A 15,025-nucleotide genomic window follows, 5' to 3' on the forward strand; every position below is an offset into this window, starting at 1 on the left:
ACCCTGTTCAGTCTCTGCGGCGGGTCTGAAAGATCCGCGCCGACATGTCCCTTGCCGGTGCGATGACCTGTTGCGGATCCAGTTCCTTCTGCCAGTCAAGGCTGACCGGCGAAATCCTTGCAAGGGCTTCGGCAAAGGGGGCCGGGTCCTTTGCAGCTGCCGCGACAAGATCCTTTGCCTCAGCGCGGGAAACGCCGTTCCGGGCGAGAACGAAACTGGCGGTTTCGGCCATGATTTCCGGGTTTGACGCCAGCGTTGCGGCGAGGTTGGCCTCATGCGCCTGCAGGCTGGTGGCAAGCTCTTCTGCGTGCACCAGCGCAGCGCCTGCGGCCAGCAGCATTTGTGGCAGGAAATGCCATTCCAGCGGCCACGCTGTCCCGTCGCGCTCCTCAAGGGGGCTGGCGGCAGCGGCAAGCCCGGCCTGGGCGGCAATCGCAATGCTGTTGAGCACCTGAATGGTCTCGGCCTGCACCGGGTTCGCCTTTTGCGGCATGGTCGAGGATCCGCCACCGGTCCCGCTGGAAACTTCCGCAATGTCCGTGCGGCCGGAAAGCGCCAGGTCTCCAGCCATCTTCGCAAGGGCGGAGGTGATCTGTTGCAGCCAGCCCGCAAGCGCCAGAATGGGCGTCCGGTTGACGTGCCACGACGGGCTGTCTTCAAGGCCGAGTTCCAGTGCGAGCGCCGCCGAGACTGCGGTTCCATCCGGAGCGATTGCGCTGTTGATGCCTGAGGCGCCGCCAAACTGGACGCGCAGCACGGCGGACCTGAGCGCGGGCAGGGCATTTTCTGCATCTATCAGCGGATGCGCCCATTGCGCGATCCGGTAGCCGAGGGTGATCGGTGTCGAAACCTGGCTGCGCGTACGCCCCGCCATGAGCTGATCCGCATGGCGCTCGCTCTGCCGTTCCAGCGTATCGACCAGTTTTTCCAGTCGAGCGCCCAGGATCTCCAGCGCCACTTTCGCCTGAAGGACCAGCGCCGTGTCGATGACGTCCTGACTGGTCGCGCCCCAGTGCAGCCAGGCCCCGGCGTCGGCGCTGAGCTGCTTGCGCAGTTCCGCCACAAGCGCTGGAACGGGCACGCCGGCGGATCTTGTACCGGCCGCAAGGTTTGCGGGCTCGATCTTAGCGTCGGCGAGCTTCTCTGATATCTCCCGCGCGGCCTGCGCCGGAATGATCTCCAGGCGCCCCTGTACGATAGCGAGGGCGCGCTCGAAGGCGATCATATGCGCGACATCGCTGCCATCAGCGAGAAGCTTGGTCAGGTCACCGTCAGCAAAGAGGGAGGAATGGATCTGGCTGGAAAATAGCGAAAGAGGCATGGCTCGGCAGGGTCTCTGGATGGGCCCTTATTGAGAGCCAAGTGGAAAGGCGGGTCAAGCCGCCTTCAGCGGCAGACACAGGATCTCGCGCGCCTGCTGCCAGGTCGCGACGGGACGCTCATATTTCTCGCAAAGATCCGCCGCCCGTTTTACAAGCGCCGCATTGGAAGGGGCAAGCGTGTCCCGGTCGAGGCGGATGTTGTCTTCCAGGCCGGTGCGGGTATGCCCGCCTGAGGAAATGCACCACTCGTTGAGGGTGAACTGGTGTTGGCCGATCCCGGCGGCACACCATTCGGCGTCCGGTACCAGCCGTTCAACGGTCTTTATGTAATAGTCGAAGACATCCCGGTCGACCGGCATGGCATTCTTCACGCCCATGACGAACTGCACATAAAGCTTGCCGGGAATACGCCCGTCGCGGTTCATGGCAGCCGCCTGATGAATGTGGCTCAGGTCGAACGCCTCGATCTCCGGTTTCACATGATGGTTGCGCATCTCGCTGGCAAGCCAGTCGACCAGATCCGGCGGGTTCTCATAGACCCGGGTCGGAAAATTGTTGGAGCCGACGGACAGCGACGCCATGTCGGGCTGAAGGGCAATCATGCCGCCACGTTCCTTCCCGGCACCCGAACGGCCTCCGGTCGAAAACTGGATGATCATGCCCGGGCAGTGTTTTTCCAGCCCTTCCTTGAGCCGCGCGAACTTCTCCGGATCCGAGGATGGCGTCTCATCGTCGTTGCGCACATGGGCGTGGACGATGCTCGCACCGGCCTCGAAGGCAGCCTGCGTGCTTTCCACCTGCTCCGCAACGGTGATCGGCACCGCCGGATTGTTTTCCTTATTCGGCAGCGATCCGGTAATCGCGACACAGATGATGCAGGGCTTGGACATGTTTCACGCCGCTCCGGTTTCGCTTGCGCCTGTCCCAACAAGGAGCGGCGATCGTTGCATAAGCCTCCCTCATCCTGAGGAAGCGCTTCAGTGCTGTCTCGAAGGATGGGCCGCATACTTTGAGTGCGCCGCCCATCCTTCGAGACGCTTGGCTTGGCCAAGCTCCTCAGGATGAGGAAGAGTGGTTTGTGCCCTCTCAGATATCGAAGAACACCGTTTCGTCCGGGCCTTGCAGCTTGACCTCGAAACGATAGACCGTCTTGCCGTCGCGCTCGGTCTTCCGGGCGATCAGGGTCTGGCGGCGCTTTTCCCATTCGATCAGGTTGATCACCGGGTCGGCCGCGTTGGCCTCGGTTTCGTCCTCGAAGTAAAGGCGGGTCTGAAGCCCGACATTGATGCCGCGTGCGACGATCCAGAGGCTGATATGGGGCGCGGAAACCTTGCCGTCCGGCAGCTTGACCGGGCCTGGCTTGACCGTGTCGAACCCCCATTCGCCGGTGTCGAAATCGGTGATGACACGGCCCCAGCCGCGAAACCCGTCTTCCACGTCGCCGGCATGTTCAGGATGGGCGTAAATGCCCTCGCTGTTGGCCTGCCAGGTTTCCAGCATCACGTCCTTGATCGGCGAGCCCATGCCATCGATGACGACACCTTCCACACGAATGCGCTCACCCTTGGCATTGGGGCCTGCGATATCCCATCCCAGTTCCTGCCGATAGATGTCGAAACCGGCGGCGCCTGGCGCGAGGCCGATGTGAACGTAAGGTCCGGCCGTCTGGGAAGGCGTTTCCTTCAGATAGTCGAGTTGCTGCGTCATGATCAGTTTCCCTCCGGCCGGTTTTCAAACAGGGTCGAGCGGCGTCCGCGCAGGACGATGTCGAACTTGTAGGCGATCGTGTCCAGCGGGATGGTGGCATTGAGGTCGAGCTTGGCGACCAGTTGCTCAATGGCCGCCGGATCGGGAATGGTGTTCACGATCGGGCATTTCGGAATGAGCGGATCGCCCTCGAAATAGCATTGGGTGATCAGACGCTGACAGAAGGCAGTGCCGAAGATCGACATGTGGATATGGGCCGGCCGCCAGTTGTTCACCCAGTTGCGCCAGGGGTAGGCGCCCGGTTTGATCGTGCGGAAATAGTAGTAGCCGTTCTCGTCGGTCAGGGTGCGGCCGCAGCCGCCGAAATTCGGGTCGATGGGCGCAAGATAGGTGTCCTTCTTGTGCCGGTAGCGTCCGCCCGCATTGGCCTGCCAGATCTCCACCAGGGTGTTCGGGATCGGCTTCGCGTTCTCGTCCAGCACCCGGCCATGCAGGATGATCCGCTCGCCGATCGCACTTTCACCCGCCTTCGCGTAGTTGTAGATCAGGTCCTTGTCGAGCGGGTCGATGTCGTTATGGCCGAAGGTCGGGCCGGTGATCTCGCTGACGTTGTTTTCCAGGCTGATCATCGAATATTGCGGCGAGCGCGACACGCTGGTCTTGTAGTCCGGCGTATGTGCAGGCGGATGCCACTCGCGGTCCCGCTGATAGAAAGGTCCGGGTTTCAACATCGATTTTCCTCCGTTAACCGCCTGTCGCGGTCAGCTTCTGGCCGCTGCGTTCCATTTCGGCGTAAGTTTCCTTGGCGATCTTGAGCGCCTGGTTGGCACGTGGCACGCCGGCATAGACCGCCACATGCTGAAACGCCTCGAGCACGTCCTGCTTGCTGGCGCCGGTGCGGGCGGTTGCCCGGATATGCATGGCAATCTCCTCGAAATTGCCGAGTGCCGCCAGAAGGGCGAGCGTCAGCATCGAACGCTCCCGCGGACTGATGCCGTCCGACGCCCAAACCGTGCCCCAGGCACCCTCGGTGATCAGGGTCTGGAATGGTTCGTCAAGTGGCGTCTTGGCGGCTTCTGCCCGGTCGACATGTTCATCGCCAAGCACGGATCGCCTGACCTTCATGCCGGTTTCAAAACGCTCAGACATGGAGGTCCTCCTTCAGGAAAGTCATGAGATGGCCGGCAAAGACATCCGGCTTTTCGACGCAGGGCAGATGGCCCGCACCGGAAATTTCAACGTAGCGGCTGCCGGCGATGAGGTCCGCCGTGCCGCGCACCATGGCCGGCGGGCTGGCGAGGTCCTCGCTGCCGCCGATACCCAGTACCGGCAGGCGAAGTCCGGACGTGCTGTCCGTCAGATCTGCGCCGGCTATTGCTTCGCAGCAGCCGATGTAACCCTCTGTCGGCGTGCGAACCAGCATGTGGCGCCAGGCCAGGCATTCGGCCGTCTGGCGGAAATCTTCCGAAAACCAGCGCTCCAGAATGGCATCGGCAAGGCTCTCGATGCCGCCTGCACGGATCCGGGCAATCCGGTCTTGCCACATGGCGGCTTCGCCCATTTTCGCGCCGGTGTTGGACAGTACCAGACCCTTGATGCGTTCCGGCTGCCGGTGCGAAAGGAGCTGACCGATCATGCCGCCGATGGAAAGCCCGACAAAAACACAGGAGCCGATCTGAAGGTGATCGAGCAGCTGTTGCGTGTCGCTGGCGAGATCGTCCATGGAGTAGGGGCTCTCGGGACAGGAGGACAGCCCGTGACCGCGCTTGTCGAAGCGGATCAGCCGGAGGCCTGTTTCCGGCAGAAGGTCGATGACCTTGTCCCAGAGCCGCAATTCCGTCCCGAGCGAATTGGCGAAGACGACAGGCGTGCCGTCCGGGTCGCCATCTTCGCGCCAGTGAATGTCGGCAGAAGACAGTCGCGCGATCTTCATCAGTAGGGCAGTCCCACATAGTTCTGCGCAAACCACTTCTGCGCGGTTTCATTGTGATGCAGAGACTCGATTTCCGCCCGCTGCATCTTCAGATCGAAATCCGACTGATCCGGGAACCGGTGCAGCATGTTGGTGGTCGCCCAGCTGAAACGCTCCGCTTTCCAGATCCGAGCCAGGGCTTTCTCCGAATAGGTATCGATGCCGTGGCTGTCCTTGTCCTGATAGTAATGCACCAGACCCTCGTAGAGGTAATGCACGTCGGAGGCAGCGGTGTTGAGGCCCTTGGCGCCGGTTGGCGGCACGATATGGGCGGCATCGCCGCACAGGAACAGACGACCCCAGCGCATCGGCTCGCACACGAAGGACCTGAGCGGGGCAATGGATTTCTCGATAGAGGGTCCGGTCACCAGCTTGTCGGCAACCGCTTCCGGTAGCCGGCGTCTCAGTTCGTCCCAGAACTTCTCGTCGGTCCATTCGAAAATGTCGTCGCTGACATTGCACTGGACGTAGTAGCGCGACAGGTTTTCGTTACGCATGGAGCAAAGCGCGAAGCCGCGTGCCGAATTGGCATAGATCAGTTCTTCATGCACCGGCGGCGTCTCGGACAGAACGCCCAGCCAGCCGAAGGGAAACACCTTCTCGTAGTCCTTGCGCACGGTGTCGGGAATGGTCTTGCGGCTGACGCCGTGGAACCCGTCACAGCCCGCCACGAAATCGCAATCGATGCGCCGCGCGCTGCCGTCCACGGTAAAGGTGACATAGGGCGCGTCGGTGTCCGCATCGCGGATCTCGACCCCCTCGACCTCGAAAATCGTCTGACCGCCAACCGCATCGCGGGCGTCATAAAGATCACGCGTGACTTCCGTCTGGCCGTAGACGACGACATTCTGGCCGATCAGCTTCTGGAAGTTGATGTCGAACATCTCGTTTTCGTACGAGATGCAGGTGCCGTCATGGACGAAGCATTCCTTGTCCATCCGCTCGGCCACGCCTGCCTCGCGCATCATGTTGACGAGACCCGTTTCCAGAATGCCGGCCCTGATGCGGCCAAGCACATATTCACGCGTCTTGCGCTCCAGAATGATGGTCTCGATGCCCTTCAGATGAAGAAGCTGCCCGAGCAGCAGGCCGGACGGTCCACCGCCGACAATGACAACCTGAGTTCGCATCCGATCCTCCCTTGTTGAATTGATATTGAATGATCAAAATTGGGAAGTAAAATGAGATATTCGGCTTCTTTCTTTCCAAAATGAGAAATTAAATGATCGACCGACGCATCAAGTTCCGGCACATCCAGTGCTTCGTGGAGATTGCGCAGGAACGCAGCCTGAAACTGGCTGCCGACAAGTTGAATCTCACCCAGCCGGCGATCTCCAAAACGCTCAAGGAACTGGAAGACATCATCGGCGCCAGCCTGATGACGCGAAACCGGGCCGGCATCGCGCTGACCAAACAGGGCAAGGTGTTTTTGCATTTCGCGCAGATCTCTCTGGCGAGCCTGCAGCAAGGCCTGGACGGGGTCGAGAAGGAAGGCGAACACGCCCGTGCGACCTTGAAGGTGGGCGTTCTGCCGAGTGTCGCGGCCAGCTTCATGCCCCCGGTCATCAAGGAGTTTTCCGAACTGGCACCTCATGTCATGGTCCAGATCATGGACGGCCCGCACGGCTACCTGATCGAACGGCTGAAGATGGGTGAACTCGACCTGGTGATCGGCCGGCTCGGCAGGCCGGTTTCCATGGAAGGCGTTTCCTTCACCCAGCTTTATTCCGAGCGGGTCGATGTGATCGTCCGGGTCGGGCACCCGCTACTGGAAAGACCGGACATCAAGCGTATCGTCGAATGGCCCGTGCTCTATCCACCGGAAGGCGCGGCGATCCGGCCTCTGGTCGAGCGCTTCATGATCGCCAACGGGGTCGGCGAGATCCCGAACAAGATCGAAACGGTCTCGGGTGCTTTCGGCAGGGTCTATACCCGCCGGACCGACGCGGTCTGGATCATTTCGTCCGGCGTGGTGCAGAACGAAACCGCCGACGGCCACCTCGTCCGCCTGCCGTTCGACACCGACATGACCAAGGGGCCTGTCGGCCTGATGACCCGTCCGGACACCCAGCCGGGAGCCGAGGAACAGGTCTTCCGGCTGGCGGTTCAGACCGTGATCGAGGAGCTGGGGCTGAGTTCCTGATCGTGTGGTGACGCTTACATCCGCGCGGCACACCCCGCCAGAGCAGCGAAATCGTCATCAAGCAGATGAACCGGAATGCCGGAAACCAGCTTTTGCTGGCGGCCCTTCGCGCAAAAGGCGTTGATGAATTCCGGTTCTGCCAGGAACCTTGCCAGGCTTCGGGTGACGCCGCCTGTCAGCACGATGCCGCCAAGGGACAGGAACACCAGCGAGAGGTCGCCAATCACCCGGCCGAGAAATGTCACCCATTGCCGAGCAGCGGAAACGCATAGCGGATCGGATCCGGAATTGGCGCGCTCCGCAATGTCAGCCGGTGACAGGTCGCGCGGCGACAGGCCCTGCTCGAGACAGTACCACTCATGAATTTCCTTGAGACCGCTTCCCGACAGCGCCCGTTCGACGGAGGCGCGTCCACGGTTGAGCGCGAGGTAATTCCAGAGCCGAAGTTCGTCTTCGGTTTCGACCGGCAAAGTCGAGTGGCCGCATTCACCGGTGCCGACATGAAATCCGGCAGGTGTCTGAAACAGCGCGGCAGCATTGAAACCGGTTCCCGCGCCAACGACGAGGCGCGTGGCGTTGCTGCGCAGTTTCTGGCTCGGTTCATAGACGGGCTGAAGCCGCTCCGTTGGGACCTTGTCCAGCGAATAGGCGAGCGCCTCGAAATCGTTCAGGAAGGTAATGTTCGCTCCGCCCAGAACCTTGCCGATGCAGTCGGCACTGAAGGTCCAGGGATGGTTTGTCATGCGGATCGCGGGGCCATCGATGGGGGCTGCGATGGCGATGACGGCAGAAGCACAGGCCGGTCGCCCGGCTTCCGAAAGATAGGTGCCGATGGCCGCTTCCGGTGTTTCGAAATCCGCATTGCGGAACCGCGCGATGGTGTTTTCCAGAACGCGGCCGTTTTCGACCAGTGCCAGCCGGGTGTTGGTGCCGCCGATGTCGGCGGCAAGGCCTCGTTGAATGCTCATAGGCGATTACCCGATGCAATGTCGAAATAGGAAATCTTGGAAAGGTCGAAAGCGATCGGGACGCGCTGACCGGCGGTGACCGGCGCATCCGCCGACAGCCGGGCAACGGCTTCCGTTCCGCCAAGTTGAATGACCGCATAGGTGTCGGCGCCGGCCGGTTCGACCACATCCAGAAGGCAATCGGCGCTTTGCAGGCTGCGGCCGTCGATGCCACCGGACCGCAAGCCAAGATCCGTCATCGCCTCCGGGCGAAGGCCGATGGTGAGCTCTGCCGTACCGCCGGCGGACAGCGTTTCCGGCCCCGGACCATAGTCGAACAGTTCCAGCGGCGGTCCTTCCGGCGTCGGGATCTGCAGCCGGAGATGGTCGCCCTCGCGTGTAGCGGTGCCGGTCATCAGGTTCATGGACGGTGCGCCCATGAAGTCCGCGACAAAGGCATTCACCGGCTTGTTGTAGATCTCCTGCGGCGTGCCGATCTGCTGGACCACGCCGTCTTTCATCACCACGATCCGGCTGGCCAGCGTCATGGCTTCGATCTGGTCATGGGTGACGTAGACGATGGACGCGCCTGTTGTCTGATGGATGCGCTTGATTTCCGTGCGCATGGTCACGCGCAGCTTGGCATCGAGATTGGACAGCGGTTCGTCGAACAGGAACAGTTTCGGTTCGCGCACAAGGGCCCGGCCCATGGCGACACGCTGGCGCTGTCCGCCGGAAAGTTCTGCCGGGCGGCGGTGCAGCAGGTGTTCGATCTTCAGAAGATCCGCGACCTCGGCCACCTTCCGTTTCTTCTCGGCCTCTTCGACCTTTCGGACTTCAAGGCCGAAGCCGATGTTGCGTTCCACGCTCATGTTGGGGAACAGGGCATAGGACTGGAACACCATGGCGATATCCCGGTCGGCCGGTTCGTCGTTGGTGCGGTCCTTGCCGGCAATGCGGATGGTGCCGGAGGTAATGTCGGTCAGTCCGGAAATGCAGCTCAGCAGGGTCGACTTGCCGCAACCGGACGGTCCGACCAGGACAAGAAACTCACCGGGCGCCATGGAGATATCGATGTCCTTGAGGACATTCACGTCCCCGTATCTCTTCTGCAGGCGGCTGATTTGGAGGATGGGGTCTTGCGGCATTGCGGCGTTCATTCCTTGTCGGTCTCCTGCTTTGGTCAGCCCTTGACGGATCCGGCGACCAGTCCGGAGACGATGAATTTCTGGAAGGCGATGGCGAGGATGGCTGGCGGCAATGTCGCCAGAACGCCAACCGAGGCGATGACGCCGTAGTCGGTAACGCGTCCGGCGGAGAAATCCGCGATCGCCACAGGCAGGGTCTTCGCGCTGAGATCGTTGGTGAAGATCAGGGCGTAGAAGAACTCGTCCCAGGCCACCAGGAAGGACAGCATGGCGGTGGCGGCAATGGCCGGAAGGGCCAGTGGCAGCACCACCTGCCGGATGGTGTAGGCGGTTCCGGCACCTTCCATGAAGGCAGCCTGCTCCACTTCCACCGGCAGCACGTCGATATTGGCCTTCATCAGCCAGGTGGCGAAAGGCAGCAGCATGGCCGTATAGACGATGATCAGCGTCACCGTGTGGTTCAGCATGCCGAAGCTGCTGAAGGTCGAATAGAGCGGCAGCACATAGGTGATCGGCGGCATCATGATCGTTGCGAGAAAGGCGAACAACAGGACCATCGACGCCTGTCTTCTGGAAAAGGCATAGGCAGCCGGAATGGCGAGCAGAAGCGCGATGACGGTTGCCCCGCCCGCTGTCAGGAGGGAATTCCGGAGTGCGCTCAAAAACCGCTCGCCGTTGCCGCCTTCAAGGCTGAGCAGGCTCGTGTAGCGGCTGAAGTCAAGTTCGGAGGGGATCCAGCGCAGCGGTACCTCGGTCAGGTCGGTCGGCGCGCTGATGCTCATGACGGCAAGCCAGAGCAGCGGGCCTGTTGTGAAGGCTGCCAGCAACAGGGCGCAGCCATAAAGCAGGATGGATTGAACGAGCGAGCGTTTCATGCCGCGCCTCCCGCCGTCTGCCGCTTGGTCGCGGAATAATAGAACACGATCAGAACGGCGCTGATCCCGGCGACCAGCACCGCATAGGAGGCCCCGCTGCCGCTTCTGAGGTAGTTGAAATATTCCTGGTAGACGTAAAAGCTCGCGGTCTTGGTGCTGTCCGCGGGGCCTCCGCCGGTCATCACGTAGATGATGTCGAAGACGCGGAAGGCCTCGATGGTTCGCAGCACCATGACAACCATCAATGGACCGGCGATCCAGGGCAGGGTGATCGAACGGAACCGTTTCCAGGGCCCGGCACCTTCGATGGCTGCCGCCTTGTTGAGGTCACCGGGCACTGTCTGCAGGGCGGCCAGTGCCACATAGGCAACCAGCGGAAAGTTCTTCCAGACATCTGCCAGGATGACCATGTTCATGGCGGTCGCCGGATCGCCGATCCAGCTGCGGTAATCGGAAATGAGGCCCAGCTGGAACAGCAGGGAGTTCAGCGCGCCATAATCAGGGTGATAGATCAAGCGCCAGGCAACGGCGTTGACGATGGTCGGCACCGCCCAGGGCAGGATGATCAGAGCCCGAAGCAGCGTCCGGCCGCGGAATTCCTGGTTGAGCAGCACGGCAACCGCGACACCGAGAATGCCTTCCAGACCCACCGAGACGATGGTGAAGTAAAGCGTCCTGAAGAGGGCGTCCTGAAAATCCGGGTCGGTAAGCGCGTAGACGTAGTTTTCCAGGCCGATGAAATGCACCGGCTCGGGAAGAGCGGAAATGCGCGTGTCGGTGAAGCTCAGCCACAGTGTGTTGGCAAGCGGTATCAGCGTGACCAGCGCAAGCAAAGCCAGGGCCGGCGCCAGAAGGATCCATTTTTCACGTTTCTGGCGTCGGCCAAGCATGGTCAGTCTCCCGTCAGTCGCAAACTTAGCGGATGCGCTTGACGCGGTCTGCGGCAGCTTCCAGCGCGTCATCCACACTTGCCTGGCCGAGCAGGACCTGATGGATGTTCTTCTGGAGAATGTCGGAGACTTCGGTGTAGGACGGCACCAGCGGACGCGGATACATGACAGCAATGGATTCTTTTGCCGCCGCGATCAGGTCTTCCTGACCTTCGATCACCTTCGGTTCGGAATAGGACGCCTTCCAGATCGGCAGACTGAGCTTGGCATAGTTGTCCTGAACGTCCTTCTGGGTCAGGAAGGAGATATAGGCCCAGGCTTCATCCGCATGCGGGCTGTTGGCGGGAATGCCGAGACCCATGGAACCGTTGACGCTGGAAGCGGTTGACTTGCCTTCGACGCCTGGTGCCGGAGCTACCTTCACCTTGCCGGCGACCTTGCTTTCCTTCGGATCGTTGGCGAGGGCATTCATGTAGGTCCAGTTGAGGGCGAACGCCGCTTCGCCGTTGGAGAACACCCGGCGGACGTCTTCTTCGAAATATTCGCGTGAAGACGGGTTGCTCAGGCCTTCGTCCAGCGTTGCCTTCATGAAGGAAACGGCATCTTTGGCACCGCCCGCGGTAAAGGCCGGCTGGCCTTCATCGAAGAACGCGCCGTCATTGGCCGCCGTCAGCGTGGTGAAGTCGCAGATCATCGCTTCGGACTGGGACCAGCTCCAGACCAGCGGATATTCGACAATGCCCTTGTCCTTGATCTGCTTGGCCTGTTCCGCCAGCTCGGCCCAGGTCTTGGGCGGGGCGGAAATGCCAGCCTCTGCCAGCATGTCGGCATTGTAGAAGAGGTATTTCGTATCGAGGATCCAGGGCATGCCATAGCGTTTGCCGTCATATTCGACCGTCGTCCAGGCACCGTCGAAAACCTTGTCGGTATAGTCGGCCGGAATGCGGTCCGTGACATCCTGCAGGAAGCCGCGCGTTGCGAATTCGGCCGGCCAGATCACGTCGAACAGGACAACGTCATACCCGTCATCGCCCGCACCTGCCGCTGCAATGATCTTGTCGTGCAGGGCTTCATAGGGAACGAATTCGAGTGCAACCGTGACGCCGGGATTTGCTTCCTCGAACTTGGCAGTCATCGACTTGATGTCGTCTTCGCTATAAGCCGCCTGGCTCATGAAAAGTGCATTCAGTGTGGTGTCGGCCAATGCCGTCGTGGTCATGGCCAGGGTCGCGAAGGCGGACCCCAAAATCATCTTTCCAAACGTGTTCATCTCGCCCTCCGGTTTTTGTGTAGGCAAAGCATCCTATGTTCGGTTTTTTTATTTTGTCAAATTGATAGAAAAAATAATTTCTGGTCTATTGGCGCCATGAACGACAGTGCTCCGATCCCCGCATCCTTCCGGACCAGCGGCACAAACCTGACCCGCGCCAAGACGCATAATCACCGCGTGGTGCTGGAAGTCATCCGCACGCGCGGTCCGATCGGTCGCACGGAAATATCTGAAATCACGTCGCTTTCCCGCCAGACGGTGCAGAACATCGTCGGTGAGCTGGAAAGCCGCGGCATTGTCGAGATGCACGCTCAGAAGGCCAGGGGGCGCGGCCATCCTGGCATGACGGTGCAGCTCAAGCCCGATCATGCCTACAGTCTCGGGTTTCATGTCGATCGTCTTTCTGTGACGGCGATTGCCTGCGATCTTCTGGGCAGCATCGTCTGGCAGTCGGCCGCTCCCATGGCCGCTGCCACGCCCGAAGCAGCCAACAGCCGGATCCTGTCGATGGCAGAAGAGTTCCGTGCTGCGCATCCCGGTATGGCCAAGTGTCTGTTCGGCGTCGGTCTTGCCGCTCCCGGCCCTTTCGAAACCGGATCGCAGACCTCCAGCGGCACCGATGCCACCACTTTTTCGGATTTCGGCTCGCCGGAAAATCTCGCGCAGCTTCAGTCGGCGATCGGCTTGCCGGTGGTCCTTCAGAACGACGCGTCGGCCGCCGCGCTGGGCGAGCATGTTTACGGGATCGGCCGCAGCTTCAACAGCTTTGCCTTCATCCAGTTCGGCATGGGGCTTGGCGCCGGCTTCGTCCTGAACGGCGCACTCTATCCGGGCGCGACGAAAAACGCCGGCGAAATCGGGCACGTTGTGATTGACCCGACAGGCCCGGCCTGTTCCTGCGGCAACACCGGCTGCCTGGAACGGTATCTGTCACTCAACGCGCTGTGCGAAAGGCTTGGCCTGGAGCCGACGGAACCAGGCTCCGTTGGACGGATCGAAGCCTTGTTCGCCGAAGGAGATCCGGCAGTCCTCGGCTGGATAGCCGATGTCGCGCCGCTCATGCGCCAGATGATCAACATGATCGAGATGATGCTCGACCCGGAAGCGCTGATCCTGGGTGGCATCATTTGTCCGGACTTCCTCCAGGCGCTGCTCGACAGTGCCTCCCCGCTACCCCGCCGTCTCGACGGTTCGCTTGAAGAAGACAGGATCCGCATCGGTACGTCCGGCGCAACAGCGGTCGCCCTCGGTGCGACGGCCGCCGCCGTCGATGCGCTCTACGCCCCCTCGGTTTCGCACCTGCTGCTGTGAGAGCAAACCTCTATGGAAGCCCTCATGCTGAGGAGGACCGTCAGGTCCGTCTCGAAGCATGGGCGGCAAATCCCGAACAGGCGGCCCATCCTTCGAGACAGCGCTGAAGCGCTTCCTCAGGATGAGGGGAGGAAGAGGTGCCGCATTGAAGATTGTCACCCCGGACAAGTGCAGCGCAGATCCAGGGCCCACTCTCTGGGCCGCTTGCCGAAGTGGTCGGATCTCTACAAAAGCCTTCGCTCCCAACCATATCTCTGGACATGAGCAGGCTCCGGGTCACCCTTCGGTCGCCCGGGGTGACAACCGGGATAGCCGCAAAGCTTCGTCAATCGGGACCGGTTAGGATGCGGGTACGGAATGAGCGGTGGGTTCGCCCCTAACTCAGCCCCAGCATCTTCCGGATCTGCTCCTGGTCGGTCTCGCCGCCGGCGAAGTCGTCGAAGGCCTTGTCGGTGACTTCGATGATGTGGTGCTCGATGAAGGGCGCGCCTTCCGCGGCGCCCTGTTCTGGCGACTTCAGGCAGCATTCCCATTCCAGAACGGCCCAGCTGTCATAGCCATGTTGGGCGAGCTTGGAGAAGATGCCGGAAAAATCAACCTGGCCATCCCCCAGGGACCGGAACCGGCCCGCGCGGTTGACCCAGCCCTGATAGCCGGAATAGACGCCCTGGCGGCCGTCCGGATTGAACTCGGCATCCTTCACGTGATAGGCGCAGATGCGCTCGTGATAGATGTCGATGAACGCCAGATAGTCGAGCTGCTGCAGCAGGAAGTGCGACGGATCGTAGTTGATCTGGCAGCGCGTATGACCGCCGAGCGCCTCCAGGAACATCTCGAAGGTGGCGCCGTCGAAGACGTCCTCGCCGGGATGGATTTCATAGCCGACATCGACACCGTTTTCGTCATAGACATCGAGGATCGGTTTCCAGCGTGCTGCCAGTTCCTTGAACGCTTCCTCGATCAGCCCCGCAGGCCGTTGCGGCCAGGGGTAGAGATAGGGGAACGCCAGTGAACCGGTGAAGCTGACGGAAGCAGTGAGGCCAAGCCGCTTGCTGGCGATCGCCGCCTTTTTCATCTGGTCGACCGCCCAGGCCTGCCGGGCCTTCGGATTGCCGTGCACTTGGGATGGTGCAAAGCCGTCGAAGGCCAGGTCATAGGCCGGGTGAACCGCCACGAGCTGGCCCTGCAGATGGGTCGAAAGCTCGGTAATCTCGACGCCGGCGTCCGCGCAGATGCCTTTGACCTCGTCGCAATAGGTTTCGCTTTCGGCGGCCTTGTCGAGGTCGAACAGGCGACTGTCGAAAGTCGGGATCTGAATGCCCTTGTAGCCGAGATCCGCAGCCCATTTGGCGATTGCGGGAAGTGAATTGAACGGAGCGTCGTCTCCGGCAAACTGGGCCAGGAAAATCGCGGGCCCCTTGATCAGTCCAGCCATGAATA

At 61.2% G+C, this 15,025-nt stretch carries 15 protein-coding genes; 2 read left to right on the forward strand and 13 right to left on the reverse strand.

Annotated elements, in window-relative coordinates; genetic code table 11:
- Positions 1 to 7: 7 nt before the first annotated feature.
- The 7 genes from ACVDG9_RS00170 to pobA all read right to left on the reverse strand — a co-directional run bounded on the left by ACVDG9_RS00170 (position 8) and on the right by pobA (position 6,131).
- Complete coding sequence (locus ACVDG9_RS00170) at positions 8 to 1,321, reverse strand: lyase family protein (protein WP_447237017.1); 1,314 nt, start codon at positions 1,319 to 1,321, stop codon at positions 8 to 10.
- Between the two features lie 54 nt (positions 1,322 to 1,375).
- Complete coding sequence (locus tag ACVDG9_RS00175) at positions 1,376 to 2,212, reverse strand: 3-oxoadipate:acetyl-CoA acetyltransferase (RefSeq protein ID WP_447237018.1); 837 nt, start codon at positions 2,210 to 2,212, stop codon at positions 1,376 to 1,378.
- A gap of 196 nt (positions 2,213 to 2,408) precedes the next feature.
- Entirely contained in the window at positions 2,409 to 3,029 is a 621-nt protein-coding gene (gene pcaG, locus ACVDG9_RS00180) for a protocatechuate 3,4-dioxygenase subunit alpha (protein WP_075284651.1), read from the reverse strand.
- A 2-nt stretch (positions 3,030 to 3,031) separates the two neighbouring features.
- On the reverse strand, positions 3,032 to 3,760 hold the full coding sequence (gene pcaH, locus ACVDG9_RS00185; protein ID WP_055656871.1) for a protocatechuate 3,4-dioxygenase subunit beta: 729 nt from the start codon (positions 3,758 to 3,760) through the stop codon (positions 3,032 to 3,034).
- A 13-nt stretch (positions 3,761 to 3,773) separates the two neighbouring features.
- Positions 3,774 to 4,178 carry a 4-carboxymuconolactone decarboxylase gene (pcaC, locus tag ACVDG9_RS00190; protein WP_022999298.1) on the reverse strand — a complete coding sequence of 135 codons (405 nt, stop codon included), beginning with the start codon at positions 4,176 to 4,178 and terminating at the stop codon, positions 3,774 to 3,776.
- Positions 4,171 to 4,962 (reverse strand): 3-oxoadipate enol-lactonase, encoded by a 792-nt coding sequence (gene pcaD, locus ACVDG9_RS00195; RefSeq protein ID WP_447237019.1) that lies wholly within the window; start codon positions 4,960 to 4,962, stop codon positions 4,171 to 4,173. The genes pcaC and pcaD overlap by 8 nt, the downstream gene beginning before the upstream one ends.
- Positions 4,962 to 6,131, reverse strand: coding sequence for a 4-hydroxybenzoate 3-monooxygenase (gene pobA, locus ACVDG9_RS00200; RefSeq protein ID WP_022999296.1), 1,170 nt, complete (start codon positions 6,129 to 6,131; stop codon positions 4,962 to 4,964). Before pobA ends, pcaD begins: the two co-directional genes overlap by 1 nt.
- Positions 6,132 to 6,223: 92 nt before the next feature.
- Between pobA and pcaQ the strand changes: the two genes are divergently transcribed.
- Positions 6,224 to 7,144, forward strand: coding sequence for a pca operon transcription factor PcaQ (pcaQ, locus tag ACVDG9_RS00205; protein WP_055656875.1), 921 nt, complete (start codon positions 6,224 to 6,226; stop codon positions 7,142 to 7,144).
- A 14-nt stretch (positions 7,145 to 7,158) separates the two neighbouring features.
- Here the strand turns inward: pcaQ and ACVDG9_RS00210 are convergent, their stop codons facing one another.
- Genes ACVDG9_RS00210 through ACVDG9_RS00230 form a run of 5 tightly spaced genes read right to left on the reverse strand, consistent with a single transcriptional unit; the run spans position 7,159 to position 12,274 of the window.
- Positions 7,159 to 8,112: a glucokinase gene (locus tag ACVDG9_RS00210; RefSeq protein WP_062491154.1), complete on the reverse strand. Its 954-nt coding sequence runs from the start codon at positions 8,110 to 8,112 to the stop codon at positions 7,159 to 7,161.
- Entirely contained in the window at positions 8,109 to 9,251 is a 1,143-nt protein-coding gene (locus ACVDG9_RS00215) for an ABC transporter ATP-binding protein (protein ID WP_447237020.1), read from the reverse strand. Before ACVDG9_RS00215 ends, ACVDG9_RS00210 begins: the two co-directional genes overlap by 4 nt.
- A 23-nt stretch (positions 9,252 to 9,274) precedes the next feature.
- On the reverse strand, positions 9,275 to 10,114 hold the full coding sequence (locus tag ACVDG9_RS00220; RefSeq protein ID WP_055656877.1) for a carbohydrate ABC transporter permease: 840 nt from the start codon (positions 10,112 to 10,114) through the stop codon (positions 9,275 to 9,277).
- Positions 10,111 to 11,004 carry a carbohydrate ABC transporter permease gene (locus ACVDG9_RS00225; RefSeq protein ID WP_022999290.1) on the reverse strand — a complete coding sequence of 298 codons (894 nt, stop codon included), beginning with the start codon at positions 11,002 to 11,004 and terminating at the stop codon, positions 10,111 to 10,113. Before ACVDG9_RS00225 ends, ACVDG9_RS00220 begins: the two co-directional genes overlap by 4 nt.
- A gap of 25 nt (positions 11,005 to 11,029) precedes the next feature.
- Positions 11,030 to 12,274: an extracellular solute-binding protein gene (locus tag ACVDG9_RS00230; protein ID WP_209170181.1), complete on the reverse strand. Its 1,245-nt coding sequence runs from the start codon at positions 12,272 to 12,274 to the stop codon at positions 11,030 to 11,032.
- Between the two features lie 96 nt (positions 12,275 to 12,370).
- Here ACVDG9_RS00230 and ACVDG9_RS00235 point away from each other — a divergent pair, with 96 nt between their 5' ends.
- Positions 12,371 to 13,585: an ROK family transcriptional regulator gene (locus tag ACVDG9_RS00235; RefSeq protein ID WP_077291250.1), complete on the forward strand. Its 1,215-nt coding sequence runs from the start codon at positions 12,371 to 12,373 to the stop codon at positions 13,583 to 13,585.
- Between the two features lie 376 nt (positions 13,586 to 13,961).
- Here ACVDG9_RS00235 and ACVDG9_RS00240 read toward each other — a convergent pair whose 3' ends face one another.
- Complete coding sequence (locus ACVDG9_RS00240; RefSeq protein WP_152504958.1) at positions 13,962 to 15,020, reverse strand: sugar phosphate isomerase/epimerase family protein; 1,059 nt, start codon at positions 15,018 to 15,020, stop codon at positions 13,962 to 13,964.
- Positions 15,021 to 15,025 lie beyond the last annotated feature (5 nt).

Source organism: Roseibium sp. RP-7 (assembly GCF_053005225.1).